At 60.1% G+C, this 19375-nt stretch carries 12 protein-coding genes; 3 read left to right on the forward strand and 9 right to left on the reverse strand.

What is annotated here, in order from left to right; all coding sequences use genetic code 11:
• Positions 1-429 precede the first annotated feature (429 nt).
• Entirely contained in the window at positions 430-4047 is a 3618-nt protein-coding gene (gene putA / locus MRS74_RS22525; protein WP_254582539.1) for a bifunctional proline dehydrogenase/L-glutamate gamma-semialdehyde dehydrogenase PutA, read from the reverse strand.
• A 266-nt stretch (positions 4048-4313) separates the two neighbouring features.
• The gene (locus MRS74_RS22530; RefSeq protein ID WP_254582540.1) at positions 4314-9143 is read right to left on the reverse strand and encodes an NAD-glutamate dehydrogenase; all 4830 of its coding nucleotides are present in this window, start codon (positions 9141-9143) and stop codon (positions 4314-4316) included.
• Positions 9144-9417: 274 nt separating this feature from the next.
• Between MRS74_RS22530 and MRS74_RS22535 the strand changes: the two genes are divergently transcribed.
• The 3 genes from MRS74_RS22535 to fdxA all read left to right on the forward strand — a co-directional run bounded on the left by MRS74_RS22535 (position 9418) and on the right by fdxA (position 13241).
• Complete coding sequence (locus MRS74_RS22535) at positions 9418-9861, forward strand: Lrp/AsnC family transcriptional regulator (RefSeq protein ID WP_256558049.1); 444 nt, start codon at positions 9418-9420, stop codon at positions 9859-9861.
• Positions 9862-10249: 388 nt separating this feature from the next.
• Positions 10250-12832 carry a DNA mismatch repair protein MutS gene (gene mutS, locus MRS74_RS22540; RefSeq protein ID WP_254582542.1) on the forward strand — a complete coding sequence of 861 codons (2583 nt, stop codon included), beginning with the start codon at positions 10250-10252 and terminating at the stop codon, positions 12830-12832.
• 85 nt (positions 12833-12917) lie between these two features.
• The gene (gene fdxA, locus MRS74_RS22545; RefSeq protein ID WP_254582543.1) at positions 12918-13241 is read left to right on the forward strand and encodes a ferredoxin FdxA; all 324 of its coding nucleotides are present in this window, start codon (positions 12918-12920) and stop codon (positions 13239-13241) included.
• A gap of 79 nt (positions 13242-13320) precedes the next feature.
• On the opposite strand, the gene rpoS is transcribed toward fdxA, so the two are convergent.
• The 7 genes from rpoS to ftsB are packed head-to-tail and all read right to left on the reverse strand — an operon-like array spanning position 13321 to position 19003.
• Positions 13321-14355 (reverse strand): RNA polymerase sigma factor RpoS, encoded by a 1035-nt coding sequence (rpoS, locus tag MRS74_RS22550; protein ID WP_254582544.1) that lies wholly within the window; start codon positions 14353-14355, stop codon positions 13321-13323.
• Between the two features lie 47 nt (positions 14356-14402).
• Entirely contained in the window at positions 14403-15251 is an 849-nt protein-coding gene (locus MRS74_RS22555) for a peptidoglycan DD-metalloendopeptidase family protein (RefSeq protein ID WP_254582545.1), read from the reverse strand.
• A 29-nt stretch (positions 15252-15280) separates the two neighbouring features.
• Positions 15281-16222, reverse strand: coding sequence for a polyprenyl-phosphate transporter (locus MRS74_RS22560; protein ID WP_254582546.1), 942 nt, complete (start codon positions 16220-16222; stop codon positions 15281-15283).
• Positions 16223-16232: 10 nt separating this feature from the next.
• A complete protein-coding gene (locus MRS74_RS22565; protein WP_254582549.1) occupies positions 16233-16871 on the reverse strand; it encodes a protein-L-isoaspartate(D-aspartate) O-methyltransferase in 639 nt (212 codons plus the stop codon).
• Between the two features lie 26 nt (positions 16872-16897).
• Positions 16898-17650 (reverse strand): 5'/3'-nucleotidase SurE, encoded by a 753-nt coding sequence (gene surE / locus MRS74_RS22570; protein WP_254582547.1) that lies wholly within the window; start codon positions 17648-17650, stop codon positions 16898-16900.
• Positions 17643-18713: a tRNA pseudouridine(13) synthase TruD gene (truD, locus tag MRS74_RS22575; RefSeq protein WP_254582548.1), complete on the reverse strand. Its 1071-nt coding sequence runs from the start codon at positions 18711-18713 to the stop codon at positions 17643-17645. The genes surE and truD overlap by 8 nt, the downstream gene beginning before the upstream one ends.
• Positions 18710-19003 (reverse strand): cell division protein FtsB, encoded by a 294-nt coding sequence (gene ftsB / locus MRS74_RS22580; protein WP_067292974.1) that lies wholly within the window; start codon positions 19001-19003, stop codon positions 18710-18712. The genes truD and ftsB overlap by 4 nt, the downstream gene beginning before the upstream one ends.
• Between the last annotated feature and the right edge of the window lie 372 nt (positions 19004-19375).

The raw sequence follows: 19375 nt of genomic DNA on the forward strand, positions 1-19375 counted from the left end.
CCTGACAAGTAGCACTGGTTTATCCAGTCCGCTAGCAATTAAAATGACAAATGGTCAATCGGGTAAAAGCATTAGCGTAATAGTTTTTATGGCGCCATGTTCCTGGGTTATTAAGTAATCATTCTCCTGTTAGTTAAATTAAAATGGGGTGCGGCAGTTGCTCGGCAAATTCCTTAGTTGGAGGACCGAATAAAGCAGGCTTCGTCTTCATCCCGGTCCCACTGGAAATCCCAGCGTGCGAACTCGCCCTTGACGCATTCCGCTCCCCAGGCGGTATCCTGATTGCAAGAGCCGGCAGATTGGGTATCTGCCACGTCTGAATAATGATTTTCCATATATCCCCTGCGATAAGGTTAAAAGAAAAACGACAGCTGTAGCCCGTCTCCATCCCTGCAGGCAGGACACAGCTGTCGGGTGCTCTCTGATTACCTATTCCGATGCGGCGATCAGGCTGGCATTGCCACCGGCAGCCGTGGTGTCGACACAGAGATGGCGCTCGATCACGAAGCGCTCGGGCGCATTCTGCTCGGTGATCAGCGGCAACAGGGCACCGTCACGGCGCGCCAGGGCGACACGGTACTCGCGCAAAGTCGAGTCCCCGGCCGCGCTGGCGATTGCCTCGAAACCCACTACGGTTTCCAGCGCACTAGGCTGCAACAGGCCATCCAGACCCTGTACCGGAATGCCTGCGGCTGTTGCGGCCGACAGCGCCTGTTCTGCACCGGGCGCCACAACGACCACGGCGTTGCCCTGCGACAGGGCGATGCCAGCCTGCTTCAGTGCGGATGCCCGGTCCGGCCCCAGACAGAGCACGACGCCGCGAGGACGACAGGACAGCCGGTTGAGCTCCCCGGTCGGACCCGGCATCTCTTCCGCAGTGGCATCCAGGGCGGCGGGGACCGTACCAAAGACCGGTGCAAGGCGCTGCGAACGATCCCGGGCCAGAGCCCAGTCGCTCCCATTCAGACCTTCGATCGCATTCTGCAGCTGAGCGGCGCTGACCGTTCCAGCCGCGGCGACCTCGGTATCCCGCGCCGCGTCTGACTTCATGAAGCGGCGTACATACTGAGGCCCACCGGCCTTGGGACCTGTGCCCGAAAGCCCCTCGCCACCAAAGGGCTGCGAACCGACAATGGCACCAATCTGGTTACGGTTGACGTAGATATTGCCGACCTTGACCCGATTGATAATCCGCTCCACCCGCTTGTCGACACGGGTATGCAGGCCGAAAGTCAGACCAAAACCCTTGGCATTGATCTGGTCGATGACCTGATCGATCTCTTTCGCCTCGAAGGTGGCGATGTGCAGCACAGGCCCGAAGATCTCCTCCTCCAGCTCCTGGATGCCCTCGAGCCTGATCACCGTCGGCGCCACGAAAAGCCCTTCGTCTGGAACGGGCAACGCCTTGAGTACACGACCCTGGGCCTTGAACTTGGCGCAGTGCGCTTCGATCTTCTGCTTGGCCGCCTGATCGATCACCGGGCCCACATCGGTGGACAGCAGCCAGGGATTGCCCACCCGCAGCTCATCCATGGCACCGAACAGCATTTCCAGCAGATGATCGGCTATATCCTTCTGCACATAGAGCATTCGCAGGGCGGAGCAACGCTGTCCGGCACTCTGGAACGACGAGGCCAGCACATCGCGAATCACCTGTTCGGGCAGCGCCGTCGAGTCCACAACCATGACGTTCAGACCACCCGTTTCGGCCACCAGCGGCGCATCCGGGGCCATCGAGTCGGCCATAACCTTGTTGATACGCTGGGCCGTGGCGGTAGACCCGGTAAAGCAGACGCCCGCAATGCGTGCATCCGAGGTAATAGCCGCACCGACCGTAGTGCCGGCACCCGGCAACAGCTGGATGGCCGCTTTGGGGATACCGGCCTCATGCATCAGTTCGACCGCCCTAGCGGCGATCAGCGCCGTCTGACCGGCCGGCTTGGCGATAACAGCATTGCCCGCTGCCAGAGCCGCGAGCACCTGACCGGCAAAGATGGCCAGCGGGAAGTTCCACGGCGAGATGCAGGCGATCACACCACGACCGCCCCCAAAGGCCTCGTTACGAATCGCTTCGTTGGGATAGTAACGGGCAAAGTCGACGGCCTCGCGAATCTCGGCGACGGCATCCAGCAGGCTCTTGCCCGCCTCCCGGGTGGCCAGCGCAAACAGCTCATGGGCGTGAGTTTCAAACAGGTCTCCCACGCGGCGAATGCGCTCGCCTCGCTCCTCTACCGATAGTGCAGACCAAGCCTCAAAGCCCGACTGGGCCGCAGCAATGGCGCCCTCGATATCCTCGCTGGACGCCTGGGTGACATGCCCCACCAGATCCTGCGGATCGGCCGGATTGCGCACTTCCTCAACCTCGGCGCCCCGAACCTCACAGGCCAGCACAGGCCCGCCTGTCCACTGGTGGGTCTTGAATTGGCCACGACCCGCTTCAATCACCGCGACTTCCAGCGGGTTGGTGATATCCCAGCCCCGGGCGTTGCGACGCTTGTCACCGTAGAGCGCAGCAGGCCGCGCTATTGCCGTGCTGGACAGCGCATCCCCCTTGGCCTCGACGGCATCGAAGGGATCCCGGGCAATCGCTTCGGGCTGGATGCGGGTATCGACGATCTGGTTGACGAAGGAACTGTTGGCGCCGTTCTCGAGCAGACGCCGCACCAGATAGGCCAGCAGATCCTGGTGAGCGCCCACGGGTGCGTAAATACGACAGCGCGCCAGTTTCTTGCTGACGATGGCATCGTGCAGCGACTCGCCCATGCCATGCAGGCGCTGGAATTCAAAGCAGTCCCGGCCCTGGGCCAGTTCCAGGATAGCTGACACCGAGTGGGCGTTGTGGGTCGCGAACTGCGGATAAATGCGGTCCGTCATGCCCAGCAGTTTCTTGCCACAGGCGATGTAGGACAGGTCGCTGTTGACCTTGCGCGTGAAGACCGGGAAGCCGTCCAGACCCATTACCTGGGCACGCTTGATTTCCGCATCCCAGTAGGCGCCTTTCACCAGCCGCACCATGATGCGCCGATCCAGCTTGTTGGACAGCGCGTAGAGCCAGTCGAGCACGTGGGCGGCACGCGGCCCAAATGCCTGAACCACGACACCGAAGCCATCCCAGCCGGCCAGCGAAGCGTCGGACAGCACCGCCTCGATCACATCCAGTGACAGATCCAGCCGGTCGGCCTCTTCAGCATCGATATTGAAGCCCATGTTGGCGGCCTTGGCCTGGCGGGCCAGCTCCAGGGTACGGGGCACGAGCTCGTTCATCACCCGCTCTTTCTGACCGTACTCATAGCGCGGGTGGAGGGCGGACAATTTGACTGAAATGCCGGGGTTCTTGCGGATCTCGTCCTGTACGCAACTCGGTGCCAGGGCCGCAATCGCATTGGCATAGGAACGGTGATAACGCAGCGCATCCGCATCGGTACGAGCCGCCTCGCCCAGCATATCGTAGGAGTAGGTGTAGCCGCGCGACTCATACTTCTTCGCGCCCTTGATGGCTTCCTGGATGTTGCGTCCCAGCACGAACAGGCGCCCCATCTCCTTCATGGCCTGTGCGACAGCGGTACGTACCACCGGCTCGCCCATGCGCTTGAGCATGCCACGAAGGGTATTGGCCAGCCCCAGCGGATCAACCGGCGACAGCAGCTTGCCGGTAATAAGCAGCGCCCAGGTGGAGCTGTTGATCAGCGAAGAGCTGGACTGCCCGCGGTGCTCGCCCCAGTTGCCGGATGAAATCTTGTCTTCGATCAGCGCATCAATAGTGGTGCTGTCCGGCACGCGCAGCAGCGCCTCGGCCAGACACATCAGGGCCACGCCTTCCTTGGTCGTCAAGCCGTACTGCGCCAGGAACTTTTCCATCATGGTCGGGGTGGAATGTGCGCGCACATCGCGCACCAGTTCGGCCGCTCGGGCAGAAATGCGGGCGCGCTCACCGGAGGAGATACGGGCATTGGCGGCCAGCGCTTTGACAACCGCGGTTTCATCGGCGAGATAGTGCTCACGAATGGTCTGCCGGCATGCAACCATAGACTGTGCTTTTTCGCTCATCCGTTATTCCCCCTCGGTGTTTAAATTTTGATCTAACCATTCTAGCCATTAACGGAAATCCATATTTACTATAGATCCCAAGACAGCAAATTCTTTGAACTTTTTTAGGACATACATTTGTAACTATTAGCCACTAAAATCCACAAAGAAGGTGAATTCGACCTTTGACCTGACACAGATCCCTGCTTGGCACCACGCAGCTGACGCACGCGCCAAGGCCGGCGGGGCTCCGCCACCCGGGCGCTGGCAAGGCTCAACCGGGCGCGTTACGCCAGCTCCCGCAATACCCGCAGGGCAACCGAGAAAACGGCACAGTCGGTGACCTTCATCCCCTGAATTTCGTTCAGGGTCTGTCGCCAGCGTTCAAGCAGGGGATGCTGGCGCCGGAACCACAGCTCCAGCAATGCAGAGATGCCAGGCGCGCTCTGATCGTCCTGCTCCACCTCGAAGACCCGCTGGGTCAACAGCCGAAGCTGATCATCGAGTTCGTTGCGGTAACTGCTGGCCGCCACTGCCTGCCAGTGACTGGTCGCGGTAAAGGCGAGGATCTGGCGATCGAGCCAGACAAGATCGAGCCGCTCGCCCAACACAAAGTACGCCGATGCCACTTCGACGATCCCCACCTCGCGATGACGGGCGATCTCGATGATATCCAGCAGCCAGTACTGGCTCTCGGCCGACGCACAGCAGGCCGCCAGCAGCTCCGGAACCGCCTGTTCACGGAAACGCGCAAACTTCTCCTGCCAGCGATCTTCGGGGATGATGCGACTCAGCTGCTCAAGGCTGGAAACGGCGTCGGCCAGGGAGTCCCGGTATGCTGCGACGCACGCCGACAGGTCCAGGTCGTAACGCCGTTGCCGCAGAATCCAGTAACTTGCGCGCTGCACCAGCCGGATCAGCTCCCGCATCATGTCAACCTGGGTGGCGGATGATACCTGACCATCCAGTGCCTCGATGGCATCCCAGTGATGGGACACCCGGAACACCTCGCGCACGATCAGGTAAGTGGCGGCAATGCGGGAAAAATCGGCCCCCGTCGCACTGCGAACACTGTGCACAAAAGTGATGCCCATGCGATTGACCAGATCATTGGCAATCTGTGTTGCCACAATTTCACGGCGCAGACGGTGGTTGCGCAGCGCATCCGGAAATTCATCCTGCAGCCGCCGGGGAAAAGCGGTTTCAAGCTCTCGCGCGAAACAGGGGTCCTCTGTAATCCAGGAATCGACCAGCACCTGCTTGAGTTCGATCTTGGCGTAGGAAATAAGCACCGCCAGTTCGGGCCGGGTCAGCCCCTGGCCCTTGTCCTTGCGGGCCAGGAGCTCCCGGTCGGACGGCAGAAACTCAAGCGCGCGATCCAGCTTGCCGGCTTTTTCGAGGCTGCGCATAAAGCGCAGATGCTCATCCACCAGCTCGCAGGACGAGGCATCGGCAATGTTCAGCGCCTGGGCCTGGCGATAGTTGTTTTTCAGTACCAGAGCCGCGACATCATCGGTCATGTCGCGCAGCAGCTGATTACGCTGTTTGAGGGTCATGTCCCCCTGCTGGACCCGCTCGTTCAGCAGGATCTTGATATTCACCTCATGGTCGGAGCAGTCGACACCGCCGGCGTTATCGATGAAGTCGGTGTTGGCGGCCCCGCCCCTGCGGGCGAACTCGATACGCCCGCGCTGGGTGAATCCCAGATTACCGCCCTCACCCAGCACCTTGGCGCGCAAATCCCGCCCGTTGACCCTCAGTCCGTCGTTGGCCTTGTCCCCCACGGCCTCATGGCTCTCGTCCTTCGCCTTGACGTAGGTGCCTATGCCGCCGTTCCAGATCATGTCGACCGGCGCCTTCAATAAGGCACTGATCAGCTCGCCGGGGGCAAGACGATCCGCCTCGATACCAAAGGCGGACTGCATTTGCGGGCTGATATAAATCCATTTGGCGCTGCGCGGGAAAATCCCGCCGCCGGCACTGATCAGGCTGGCGTCATAGTCCGCCCAGGACGATCGGGGCAAGGCGAACAGGCGCTTGCGTTCTGCATGCGAGAGGCCCGCATCGGGCGTGGGATCGACAAAAATATGCAGGTGGTTGAAGGCGGCCACCAGTTTGATGGATTCGGACAGCAGCATGCCGTTGCCGAATACATCCCCGCCCATGTCCCCGATCCCCAGAACGGAAAACCCCTGGGTCTGGGTATCGACATCGCGTTCACGAAAGTGGCGCTTGACCGACTCCCAGGCCCCCCGGGCGGTAATGCCCATTTTCTTGTGATCGTAGCCCTGGCTTCCTCCTGAGGCGAACGCATCGCCGAGCCAGAAGCCATAGTCGTTCGAGATATCATTGGCGATATCGGAAAAGGTGGCGGTGCCCTTGTCCGCGGCAACCACCAGATAAGGGTCATCGTCGTCGTGTCGCACCACGTCGGGCGGCGGCAATATTTTCCCGCCCAGGCGGTTATCCGTCAGGTCCAGCAGCCCGCGGATAAAGGTGCGGTAGCCGGCCACGCCAGCAGCCTGAAACGCTTCACGCCCGCCGGATACCGGCGCCTGCTTGACGATAAAGCAGCCCTTGGCGCCCATTGGCACTATGACGGAGTTCTTGACCTGCTGCGCCTTGACCAGCCCCAGCACCTCGGTTCGATAATCCTCCATGCGGTCGGACCAGCGCAGTCCGCCGCGCGCGACTTTACCCACGCGCAGGTGAACGCCTTCCACCTGGGGTGAATAGACAAACACCTCGTACATGGGCCTGGGCAACGGGATATCGGGAATCGACTGGGGGGCCAGCTTGAACGATAAATAGGCCTTGAAGGCGCCACTTGGCTCGCGCTGAAAATAGTTGGTGCGAAGCGTGGCCTTGATCAGTACCAGGAAGCGACGCAGGATACGGTCGTCATCCAGGCTGTCGACAGACTCCAGAGCCTCCCGAATATCCTGCTCGATTTTATCGGCGGCGGCGTACCGCTCGTCAGTCGCCAAATCCGCTGGCGCAAACCTCGCCCGGAACAGGGCCACCAGCAGTCGCGTCACGGCGAGATTGCGCACCAGGGTAGCGGCCACAAAGGGGTGGCTGAAGCCAAAACGCAGCTGCTTGTTGTAGCGCGCATAGGCCCGCAGCAATGCAACGTCACGCCACCCCAGGCTTGCGCTCATGACCAGCTGGTTGAAGGCGTCACTGTCCGCCTTCCCGGCCCAGACCTGGCTGAAGGCCTCCTGAATCAGCGGTTTGACCTGTTCAAGATCTGCGTCTTCAACGTCCAGGGCAGGACAGCTGACACTAAAGTCGCCGATCCAGTAGCGCTGGCCGTCGCGTCGTCTGACAATATAGGGGTGCTCGCCCAGCACCCGCATGCCCAGGTTTTCGAGCAGCGGGATGACATCGGACAGCACGACCTGGGTATCGCCGCTGTATAGCTTGAACTTCAGTCCCTGCGCCTCCCGATCCAGCGGCCGGTAGAAACGCAGCGCTATATCGGACTCGCCCGACAGCTGCTGGATATGCTGAATGTCGCAGACCGCATTCCCCGACGAGAAATGCTCCTTGTAGGCGGATGGAAAGGCGCCCTGGAACAGGTTGGCCGCATGGCTTCCCTGCTCCTCCCCAAAGGCCTCGACCAGATCCGGCTGCAGGTCCTCCTCCCAGGACCGCGAGGCTTCCAGCACCCGGGCTTCAATCGCCGCCAGATCGGGTGTGCATGGCGCAGACGAATTCACATAAACCACGAAATGGGTGCGCAACAGCATGGATTCAGCGCCACCGGCAGACATCTCCACATCGACCGCCCCCAGCCCTTCTGCCAGGATGGCCTGCACCTTTTCCCGCAACGCCGTGTTATAGAGATCTCGCGGAACCAGATAGAGACAGGAGTAATAACGCCCTGCATCGTCCCGCCGTATAAACAGCGAAGCCTTGCGACGCTCCTGCAGATCGAAGATTCCCATGGCAAGGACCCGCAACTCCTCGGCGCTCGCCAGCAGCAGCTCATCGCGGGGCATCTGTTTGAGAATCTGCTGCACCTGCCTGTAACTGTGGCCGCCAGGCTCGAAACCGGTACCTTCCAGTACGGTCCTGACCTTCTGTCGAACCAGCGGAATCTGCTCGGGCGCGTCAGCATAGACGGCTGAGGTATAGAGCCCAAGGAAGCGATGCTCGGCAACCGCTTTGCCTTCGCCGTCGAACTGGCGGATGCGGATCACATCCTGGTAGGCGGGGCGGTGCACGCGCGAACGCTGATCTTCCTTGGCAAAGCCGATCAGATCGGTGAGCACAGCGCCGGGACGGTCGACACCGGCCAGCGCCGGGTCGGACGCAGCGGCGCCGAGGCGCAACGTACCCAGGAAAGCGCCCGGATCGTCCAGGATAACCACGCCCCCCTGCTCTACCCTGACAGATCGCCGCTGGTATCCCAGAAACACAAAATGGTCATCCAGCAGCCAGTCCAGGAATTCTTTGACGTGCGTCTGAAAGCTGTCGGTCTCAGCCTCGCCGCCGATGGCCAGCTTCACCCGCCCGACCTGCGACGCCATGGCAGGATAATCCGTCACGGCCGCGACGACATCGGCCAGTACCGCCTGCAGCGACTCAGCAATGCGCTGCAGCTTGCCGGGGTCGGTGTGGCGGTCGATTTCCAGCTGAATGACCGACTCGGCCTGCCCCCTGCCCTGCCCGGCGCCCGGCTCGGTCAGCGCCAGCAACTGCCCCGTCGGATCGCGCTCGACCCTAATCACACAGTTGTTGATCGCATGGATCGCCAGTCCCTGCCGGTGCAGCGCCATGCGCACCGAATCCACCAGGAAGGGCATGTCCAGGTTATGCACCTGCACCACCGTATGGCTCGAATGCCAGCCCTGCTTCTCGAAGCCCGGGTTGAACAGCTCGATCCTGGGACCTGCCGCATCGAAGACCTGGATGCTGTTCCAGTAGCACAGTACCTTGGCATAGAGGCGCTCTATACCGGCATCGTTCAGATCCCGGGAAGCCGACACACTGTAGAACTGCTGTGCGAAACGCACCAGGGAGCAGGCATCCTGCCCATCCAGCCTGGCATGGAAAGCCTCTGCCAGTTGATCCAGTACCCTTTGCTTTGATGGAGCACATATCTCGAGCATGGAACCTACCTCTGCACAGAGCTGCGGGTTATCTTTGTCCTGGAACCCATCGCAACGGCTTGCGACACGGCTCGACACCCGCCGGAACAGACCCGGCCTTCGCTGACCGGATCATTCCTGACAAGCCCGGATGGATGCGAGCGGACAATAGCCAGAGTCTACGCGAACCCCGGAAGTCAATTTCTCCGTATTACAGCCAGATGTAGACCGATAGAACAAAAATGACGCAATATATGAAAACAATGGACTACATAAAGAGGAAAAAGTGGGAAATATGGACAGAACAGACCTGAAAATTATCAGTGAGCTGCAGACAAACGCCCGGGTCACTGTCACTGAACTCGCGGCCCGGGTTGGCCTGTCGAAGACGCCCTGCCAAGTGCGCATGCGCCGCCTTGAAGAGGAAGGCTACATCACGGGATACACCGCCCTGGTGAACCAAAACAAGCTGGGGCGCAACCACATCGCCTTTGTCCAGGTGACGCTCAGCAACACCGGCAGCAAGGCACTGGCCGCCTTCAATGAAGCCGTCGTCAAGATTGCCGCCGTGGAGCAATGTCATATGATCGCGGGGGGATTCGACTACCTGCTGAAGATACGCACCACAGACATGGCCTCCTATCGCATGGTGCTTGGCGAGGAGGTCTCTGCGCTGCCGCATGTGCAGCAGACGACCACTTTCGTGGTCATGGAAAACGTCAAGGATGTCGGACTCTGAGCAATAGTTGCCGCGACCTGACGACAGACTTTGCGCCCACGGCCGGCGGATACGGCAGCACTGGCCGCATCCTGCCCTGGCCCGACCTGTCTTTACTGGCGTCGGTATCTAGACACCCGGGATAAGGGTAGAAAGGCGCTTTTACCGGATGCGCTTGGCGACATCGAAGCTGGCGGCTTCGTCTTCCATCCAGGCGCAGGCCCGAAAACGCCCTCCCACGCGGTCATTCAAGCGGCTGCGCCAACCTTGACGTACAAACCCCCACCGGCAACGCGCCTGCGCGCTACGAATCAGCCGCCGAATCACGTAAAATGCGTGGCCCATTGTTCTTTCAGCAACCCGTGTCGCCCGCGACCCGGGGGTTTAACTCCAGGCCACTAGTATCCCCATGAGCATTCAGCCCGGCACTCTCGACCAGCACACACCCATGATGCAGCAGTATCTTCGCCTTAAGGCAGATCATCCGGATCAGCTGCTGTTCTATCGCATGGGCGATTTTTACGAGCTGTTCCATGATGATGCCCGCAAGGCATCGGAGCTGCTCGGCATTTCGCTGACGGCCCGGGGCAAGTCCGGCGGCAATCCGATTCCCATGGCGGGTATTCCCTATCACGCCGCCGACAGCTATATCGCCAAGATCGTGCGCGCCGGCGAGTCGGTCGCCATCTGCGAACAGGTCGGGGATCCGGCCACCAGCAAGGGGCCGGTGGAGCGCAAGGTGATGCGCATCGTCACCCCGGGCACGCTCACCGACGAGTCGCTGCTGGATGAACACCGGGATAACCTGATCGTTGCGCTGGAGCAGCGGGAGGCCGAGATTGGCCTGGCCATTCTGGACATGAGCGCAGGCCGCTTCAGCCTGATGCAGATCAGCGGCCATGACAGCCTGCGCGCCGAGCTGGAACGCTTAAAGCCCGCCGAGATTCTGTATAACGAGGAAAGCACGCTTGCCGCCCTGCTGGAACAGCGCCCCGGCCAGCGTCCCCAGGCGCCATGGAATTTTGAACTGGATACGGCCGAACGCCTGCTGTGCCAGCAGTTCAACACCCATGACCTGTCGGGCTTCGGCTGCGACCATCTGCCGGTAGCACTGGCGGCGGCGGGCTGCCTGCTGCAGTATGCACGGGATACCCAGCGCGGCGCCCTGCCGCATATTCGCCGCATTCAGGTTGAACAGCAAAACGACAGCGTGCTGCTGGATGCCGCCACAAGGCGCAATCTGGAGATCGACCTGAACCTGGCCGGCGGGCGCGAGAATACCCTGGCAGCGGTGATGGACCAGGCCCGCACGCCCATGGGCAGTCGCATGCTGCGCCGCTGGCTGAACCGCCCGCTGCGCTGTCGCAACACTCTGCTGGCGCGCCAGCAATCGATACAATGGCTGCAGCAGGAATACCGCTACGAGGACCTTGGCCCGCAGCTCAAGCAAATCGGCGATATTGAACGCATACTGTCACGCATCGCGCTGCGCTCGGCCCGCCCGCGGGATCTGGAGCGACTCAAACACGCCCTGGCCATACTGCCGGGGCTGCAACAGCAGATCCGCACCGACGGCTGCCCCCATATCACCGAACTCGGGCTGCAGATCAGCGAATTTCCACAGCTGGCCGATCTGCTGCAGCGTGCCATCATCGACAATCCGCCGGTGGTTATCCGTGATGGCGGCGTGATTGCCGAGGGTTACGACAGCGAACTCGATGAGCTGCGCGCCATCAGCGAGAATGCCGGCGACTATCTGGTAAAGATCGAAACGCGGGAGCGCGAAACCACCGGCATCAGCACCCTGAAAGTCGGCTATAACCGTGTGCACGGCTATTTTATCGAGATATCCAAGGCCCAGGCCAGGGATGTGCCGGTCGACTACATACGCCGCCAGACTCTGAAAAATGCCGAGCGCTTTATCACCCCGGAGCTGAAGGAATTCGAGGACAAGGCACTGAGCGCCAGGAGCCGCGCACTGGCACGGGAAAAAGGGCTCTATGAGGAGCTGATCGAGACTCTGGCAGAACAGCTGGCGCCGCTGCAGGACTCGGCCTCCGCCATCGCCGAGCTCGACGTGCTGACCAACCTGGCCGAACGCGCCCTGAGCCTGAATTTCAGCGCACCCCAACTGGTGGAAGAGCCCGGTATCACCATTGAGGGCGGACGCCACCCGGTGGTCGAAGCCGTGATGGATGAGCCTTTCGTTGCCAACGACCTGCAACTGGATCCGGAACGGCGCATGCTGATCATTACCGGCCCCAACATGGGCGGCAAGTCCACCTACATGCGCCAGGCTGCACTCATCACCCTGCTGGCCCATATCGGCAGCTATGTGCCGGCGACCTCGGCCCGCATCGGCATTGTGGATCGCATCTTCACGCGCATGGGCTCGTCAGACGATCTGGCCGGCGGGCGCTCTACCTTTATGGTGGAGATGACCGAAACCGCCAACATCCTGCACAACGCCACCCACCAGAGCCTGGTGCTCATGGACGAAGTGGGCCGCGGCACCAGCACCTTCGACGGCCTGTCGCTGGCCTGGGCCTGTGCCCGCCACCTGGTCGGCGAGGTCAAGGCGCTGACGCTGTTCGCGACCCATTACTTCGAGCTGACGGCCATGCCGGAGCAGTCCGCCGGCGTGTTTAACGTGCATCTGACCGCCGTGGAACACAACGACCATATCGTCTTCATGCACGAAGTGCGCGAGGGCCCCGCCAGCCAGAGTTACGGTCTGCAGGTCGCACAGCTGGCGGGCATTCCCCGCAAGGTGATTCAGCAGGCCCGCAATACCCTGATAAGCCTGGAGAAGGAATCGAATCAGCTGCAGCAACGCCAGGCGCAGAAAAACGCCCCGGTGCAGAACGACATGTTCGTCGAGGCACCGACCAACCCCGCCGTCGAGCGCCTGCAGACGCTGAATCCGGATGACCTCAGTCCGCGCGAAGCGCTGGAAATGCTCTATCAGCTCAGAACCCTGGCCGGCGTCTGAGCCCTGCCACCCCGTGCCATTGCGCGCACGGGGTGATCTATACTGTCAGCCACCATCAGGCCAATCTGCCACGGGAGGTTCAAGCATGACTTTTGTCGTAACCGAGAACTGCATTCGATGCAAATACACTGACTGCGTCGAGGTGTGCCCCGTCGACTGTTTTTATGAAGGGCCCAATTTTCTGGTGATACACCCGGACGAGTGCATCGACTGCGGCCTCTGCGAGCCGGAGTGCCCGGCCGATGCGATCCTGCAGGATGACGACCTGAGCGACGAGCAGCAGATCTATGTGGAACTGAACGCGGATCTGGCGGAGATCTGGCCCAATATCGCATTGAAAAAGGCCGCGCCAGAAGATGCCGATGACTGGAACGGCAAACCCGACAAACTGAAACTGCTGGAACGCTAACCGCTTTTCAGACGTAAAAAACGGGAAATGGCATTGAGTCCATTTCCCGTTTTTTCATTGGCATTTTTCGCCTTGAAGCTTACTTCAGCAGGTCTTCGCCGGTCAGGCCGTTCTTCTCGACGATTTCACGCAGCTTGCGCAACGCCTCAACCTGGATCTGCCGCACCCGCTCTCGGGTCAGGCCAATCTCACTACCCACCTCTTCCAGCGTGCTCATCTCGTAGCCACGCAGGCCAAAACGTCGTGACAGTACCTCAGCGTGCTTGTCGGGCAGCGCATTAAGCCATTTCTCAAGGTTGCCGCTGATATTGGTGCTTTGCAGCAAACTGGCCGGATCGCAATTTTCCTGATCAGGAATGGTATCGAGCAGTGATTTGTCGTAGTCCTTGCCCACCGGAATATCCACCGAGCTGATACGCTCGTTCAGGCCGAGCATCCGCTCCACGGTTTCCACCGGCTTGTCGACCTTGGCGGCAATTTCCTCGGCGGAGGGCTCATGGTCCAGCTTCTGGGCCAACTCGCGCGCAACCCGCAGGTAGACATTGAGTTCCTTGACCACATGAATGGGCAGACGAATGGTGCGCGTCTGGTTCATGATGGCGCGTTCAATGGTCTGGCGAATCCACCAGGTGGCGTAGGTCGAGAATCTGAAACCTCGCTCGGGGTCGAATTTCTCAACCGCGCGAATCAGACCCAGGTTGCCCTCTTCAATCAGATCCAGCAGGGACAGACCACGGTTCAGATAACGCCGGGCGATCTTGACCACCAGGCGCAGGTTGCTCTCGATCATGCGCTTGCGGGACTTTTCGCAGCCCTTTAGAGCTAGACGGGAAAAATAAACCTCTTCCTCCGCCGTCAGTAATGGCGAGAAGCCGATTTCATTCAGATAAAGCTGCGTCGCATCCAGTGACTTGGCATTCATCAGGTCCTTGTGGGCAAGGCTACCGCGCCCGCGTCCACTGTTAAGAAATGCGGGTTCCTTTTCGTCGCTGCTATCCTCAGACACATCAGTGTCATTGGAATCTGCATCGTCGTCATTGGAATCGTCGCTTTCAAAACCCCGCTCAAAAACGTCTTCAGGCACGTCATAATCCTTGTTATTAACGTTTTCCATACACCCAACCCCACTGCCAGACAGGCACCGATGTTTCTTATTATGTTCTATCGTTTGGGCAGATATCGCAACGGATCGACGGGTTGTCCATCCCGTCTAATTTCAAAATGGAGCATATCCCTGGCAGCTCCGCTGCTACCTACTTCGGCTATTTTGTCACCGCCATTAACCATATCATTTTCTTTGACGAATACGCGACTGTTATGCGCATAGGCACTGAGGAACTCCTGATTGTGATTTATGATCACCAGAATTCCATAGCCGCGCAAACCGTCACCGGCGTACACCACCCGCCCTGGGCCCGCCGCGATCACCGGATCACCCGCCTTGCCAGCGATATTGATACCCTTGGTCGCGGTACTGGAAAAACCATTCAGCAGCGGTCCTTCTGCGGGCCAGCGCCAGGTTAGTTTCTGTGCAGGGACAACCTGTGGCTTGACGGGTGCACGCACTGCAGTAGTCGGTGCACGGGGTTTGTCCTGCACGGATACGGCGTTACTGCCAGTGGAGCCAGCCTGTGCGGTGCCACTGCCCGCGCCGTCGCTGCCATCGCCACTAAGAGGCACCACAACCAGAGGCAGACTAGCCCTGGCCGGTGATGTTTTAGTGACAGCAGGTTGAGCGCCTTGCAGGCGCAGTGCCTGGCCCACATAGATGAGATAACGTGAATCGATATTATTGAGACGGGCCAGCTCACGATAATCCAGACTGTAACGCCAGGCGATGGAGTAGAGGGTATCGCCCTTGCGCACCCGGTAAGAGCCGGATGCCGGTAATGGAAGACTATTGCTGTTCCTGCTGCTGCTATTGATGGAGCGCTCCGCCACAGGCGCATAGCCGCCGCTACAGGCCCCAAGCCCGAAGATGACAATCAGAACAAGAACGAACTTTCCCATTCCCTGCGTCACTGCAAGCCCCTAGTGCGTCATGGCCGGTTCGCCCGGCCAATCCGGTCCATCAACAGTACCAGCACCACACCGAGAAGCATCAGGCCCAGCGCTGCGACCAGCGCAGGATCCTGCCCTGTGAGCATTTCAAAGCTGCCCGGCATCACATTTTCCTGCACCAGGGGCACTTCACCACCGTGGCGGTTAATGGCGTAGGCGGTGGTGTACTTCCAGGGCCACACCTTGCCCAGGGAGCCAAGCATAAAGCCGCCCAGCAAGGCCAGCGTGCTTGTGCGGTGGTGGCTAAAAGCCCAGTCCAGCACCCGGGAGAACGCCAGCAACCCGACCGCACAGCCGGCGCCAAAGAGCCCCAGCGTCAAAAATTGCAGCCCCTGAATCGCCAGCATGATGGGCGTATACATGCCCAGCAGCAGCAGAATGAAACTACCGGAGATACCCGGCAGAATCATGGCGCAGATGGCAATCATGCCGCTGAAAAACACAAACAGCGGCGTGGCTTCCAGTGCCGAGGGCGTCACCTGGGTCACGGCATAAGCCACTACCGCGCCTGTGGCAAAGGACACCAGCAAGCTGCTGTGCCATCTGGGCACCGCGCGGCACAGGCTCCACATGGACGCGACGATCAGACCAAAAAAAAACGACCAAAGCAGCGGCGCATGGGTTTCAAGCAAAAACAGCACCAGCCGCGACAGGCTCAGCAGACTCAGCAAAATACCGCCGAACAGCACCAGCAGAAAGGTGCCGTTCACATGCTGCCAGGCGGCGGCCGGCCCTCGAGTAAACAGCAGCCGGAGCGCAGCTATGTCAAAACTGCGCAGTGAATGAATAAGTTCTTCGTAAATACCGCTAATGAAGGCAATGGTCCCGCCGGATACACCCGGAACGGCATCGGCCGCCCCCATCAACATTCCCTTTACGGCCAGCAATAGGTATTGGAACCCATTACGCGACTGCTTCATGCTTGATTCCTTAACGAATAGTGCCACTTACCAGGGGTACGAACTTTACCGCCAGCAATTCCTGAGTATCGAACTGGTTCTCGCCGGTACGCCGGATGCGCTTGAGTTTCTGACCGCCGCTGCCACCCACGGGAATCACCAGACGCCCGCCGATAGCCAGCTGCATCAGCAGCTCATCGGGGACCACTTCCGGGGCCGCAGTTACCAGGATGCCATCAAAGGGCGCCTGGGCAGGCCAGCCCATGCCACCGTCACTGTGACGCAACTGGGCGTTGTGCAGCTTCAGCAGGCTCATGCGCTTGCGTGCCTTTTCCTGCAGCGGGCGGATACGCTCAAGGCTGTATACATGACCCACCAGCGGCGCCAGCACGGCTGTCTGGTAGCCAGACCCGGTACCGATTTCCAGCACCTTCTCGCAGGGACCATCCTCGAGCAGCAGCTCGGTCATGCGCGCCACTATATAGGGCTGGGAAATGGTCTGATTAAAACCGATGGGCAGCGCCGTATCTTCATAGGCACGGTGCGCCAGAGCTTCATCGATGAAAATATGCCGCGGCGTATCCCGGATAACATCCAGTACCGCCTCGCTGGCGATGCCCTGCTCGCGCAGGCGCTGGATCAGGCGCTCGCGGGTGCGCCTGGAGGTCATGCCTATACCCTGCAGGTTTACATCACTCACTGTGACTCCTCTAGCCAGGTTGCCAGACTGTCCATGCCGGCGTACTGGGTCATATCGATCTGTATCGGCGTAATGGACACAAACCCCTGCTCCACCGCATAGAAGTCCGTTCCAGGCTCCCGATCCGCCACCTGACCGGCACCGGCGACCCAGTAACGCGTACAGCCACGCGGGTCCACCGATGCCACGGGGCCACTGGCCATTTCACGATGACCCAGACGCGTCACATGCACGCCCTTGATCTCGTTCATAGGCACATCCGGCACATTGACGTTCAGTACCGTGCGCGGCGCCAGCTTCAGGCTGTCGATATCGCGCACCAGATTCGCCACCACTTCCGCCGCCGTGGCGTAGTGCTCAGGCTGATGGCCGGCCAGGGACACGGCGATGGGCGGCAGCGACATCGAACGCCCCTCGGTGGCCGCCGCCACCGTGCCCGAATAGAGCACATCGTCGCCGAGGTTGGAGCCGGCATTGATACCGGACACCACCAGGTCGGGCACCATGCCGAAAATCCCACACACACCCATATGCACACAGTCCGTCGGTGTACCGTTCAGGCTGATATAACCGTTGTGGTGGTGATGGGCTTCCAGCGGGCGATCAAGGGTCAGCGAGTTGCTGGCGCCACTGCGGTTGCGATCCGGTGCTACCACCTGAATCTCGGCTACCTTGGCGAGGGCCTCGGCCAGTGCGGCAAGCCCAGGCGCATAAACGCCATCATCATTGGAAATCAGTACTTTAATCATCAGTGCTCTGGCCTGTCGCGGGGCGCGATACACGAAAATGGCACAGCTCCCGTAGCACGCTGGTGGCAAAAGCACCGGCCGGAAGCTCGAATTCAAGCCAGCATTGTCGGTCAGATTCGCGTTGCATCGCAAGCCCCTGTGGCCGCAGCCGCAGACTGCGACGTTCGGAGCGCAACCCCAGCCGTGTCAGATCATCGATCAGCGACTGCCACGCGGCCAGGGTTTCACCTTCCCAGATCGCCGCCTGACCGCCGAGCAAACGCCCGGCCAGGCCAGGCATGGGGCCGGTCAGATCCAGATCTGCGCTGGCCAGGCGCCGGGCAAGATCATCCAGCTCAGCCTCGGCGGCGAAACAGCTGTTGCTACCATCCAGCATCAGCACATCGCCGGGCATAATGCTCGCCCAGCGACCCTCTGCGATACGCTGGCTCAGCAAATGGTTGAACAGCCAGGAGCGCACCGCCGACAGGTACAGACCTTTCTTGTGGCGCTGGCGCTCCTTCAATTCACCGCGGATCAGGGCGACACCCTTTTGAATATTGCCAAACCCGAAACCAAAACGCTGCTCGCCGAAGTAGTTCGGCACACCCTCGGCAAGCCGTGCAAAGCGCTGCTCCAGCGCATCCATATCACTGACTTGCGTGAGGCGCAGACGAAAACGATTGCTGCGATGCACACCCAGACGCAGCTTGCGCGGATGACGCACAGCCTTTAGTACTTCAACGCTGTCGCCGCCAAATAGACTCCAGGTCATGTTGCGGTGCACACCCAGCCGGATACAGAACCATTGTTCGGTAACGGCGTGACGATCTTTCTTGCCGGAATAACTGACTTCGCGCGGTGACACCTGGCAGAAACCCGCCAGTTGGCGGGCAACCCAGTCGGTGTTCTCGCCATTTTTACGGATATACAGAAAAACGTGTTCGCCTTCGCCCTCGGGTTCGAACCCGAGCTGTTCAAAAACCTGAAAATCGGCATTTTCATGCCGTATCTCGGCGCTGACGGCCGGCTCACCATGGAGCCAGCAAAAATCGGTGGGGAATTGTAAATTATCAGGGGTCATTGAGCGGATCCGCTACGGGGTTCAATCAACTGAATAAAGGTTTCATCCTCGCGAATCATGCCCATCTCACTGCGGGCACGCTCTTCCAGCGCGGCCAGGCCCTTCTTCAGGTCCTGTACTTCTGCCTCCAGCTGACGATTTCGCTCCAGCAGTTTTTCGTTATCCTGCTGCTGCGTGCTGATGGCCTGGCGCAACGCCAGCACCTCCCGCAGGTTTGCCTCGCCAAACCAGAGACGGTACTGCAGTGCAAGCACCAGTACCACCAGGAGGGTTATGAGCCAACGAAACAAGATACACTCCGGCAAGATCCCGGCCTGAGCCGGACAGAAAAAGGTGTTGTTTGTCGGCGCAAGGCGCGTGGAAATCCTTTTGCCTGACAATGGAATAGTTGAATGTAACACACTCGATGCCGCAGTCCCGCCCTTCTTGCCTTGCTGCCACAGGGGCCAGGCAAAGGCGCCTGATACAGCTACAGGCGGTTGGGGTACAAAGCCTGAAAAATCGCAAACATATCGAATTCAGCGGATGGAAAAAACGCCCCGCTACCCTGGGGGTAACGGGGCGTTTTATCTGCAGGTACTCCCGTTAAAGGAGCGTCTGCCGCAGAGCCGGCTTACGCCTGACCCTTGATTTCCTTCAGGCCCTTGTAGGGTGCAGCACCG

The organism is Marinobacterium sedimentorum (assembly GCF_024267675.1).
In the GTDB taxonomy this organism is placed as follows: domain Bacteria; phylum Pseudomonadota; class Gammaproteobacteria; order Pseudomonadales; family Balneatricaceae; genus Marinobacterium_A; species Marinobacterium_A sedimentorum.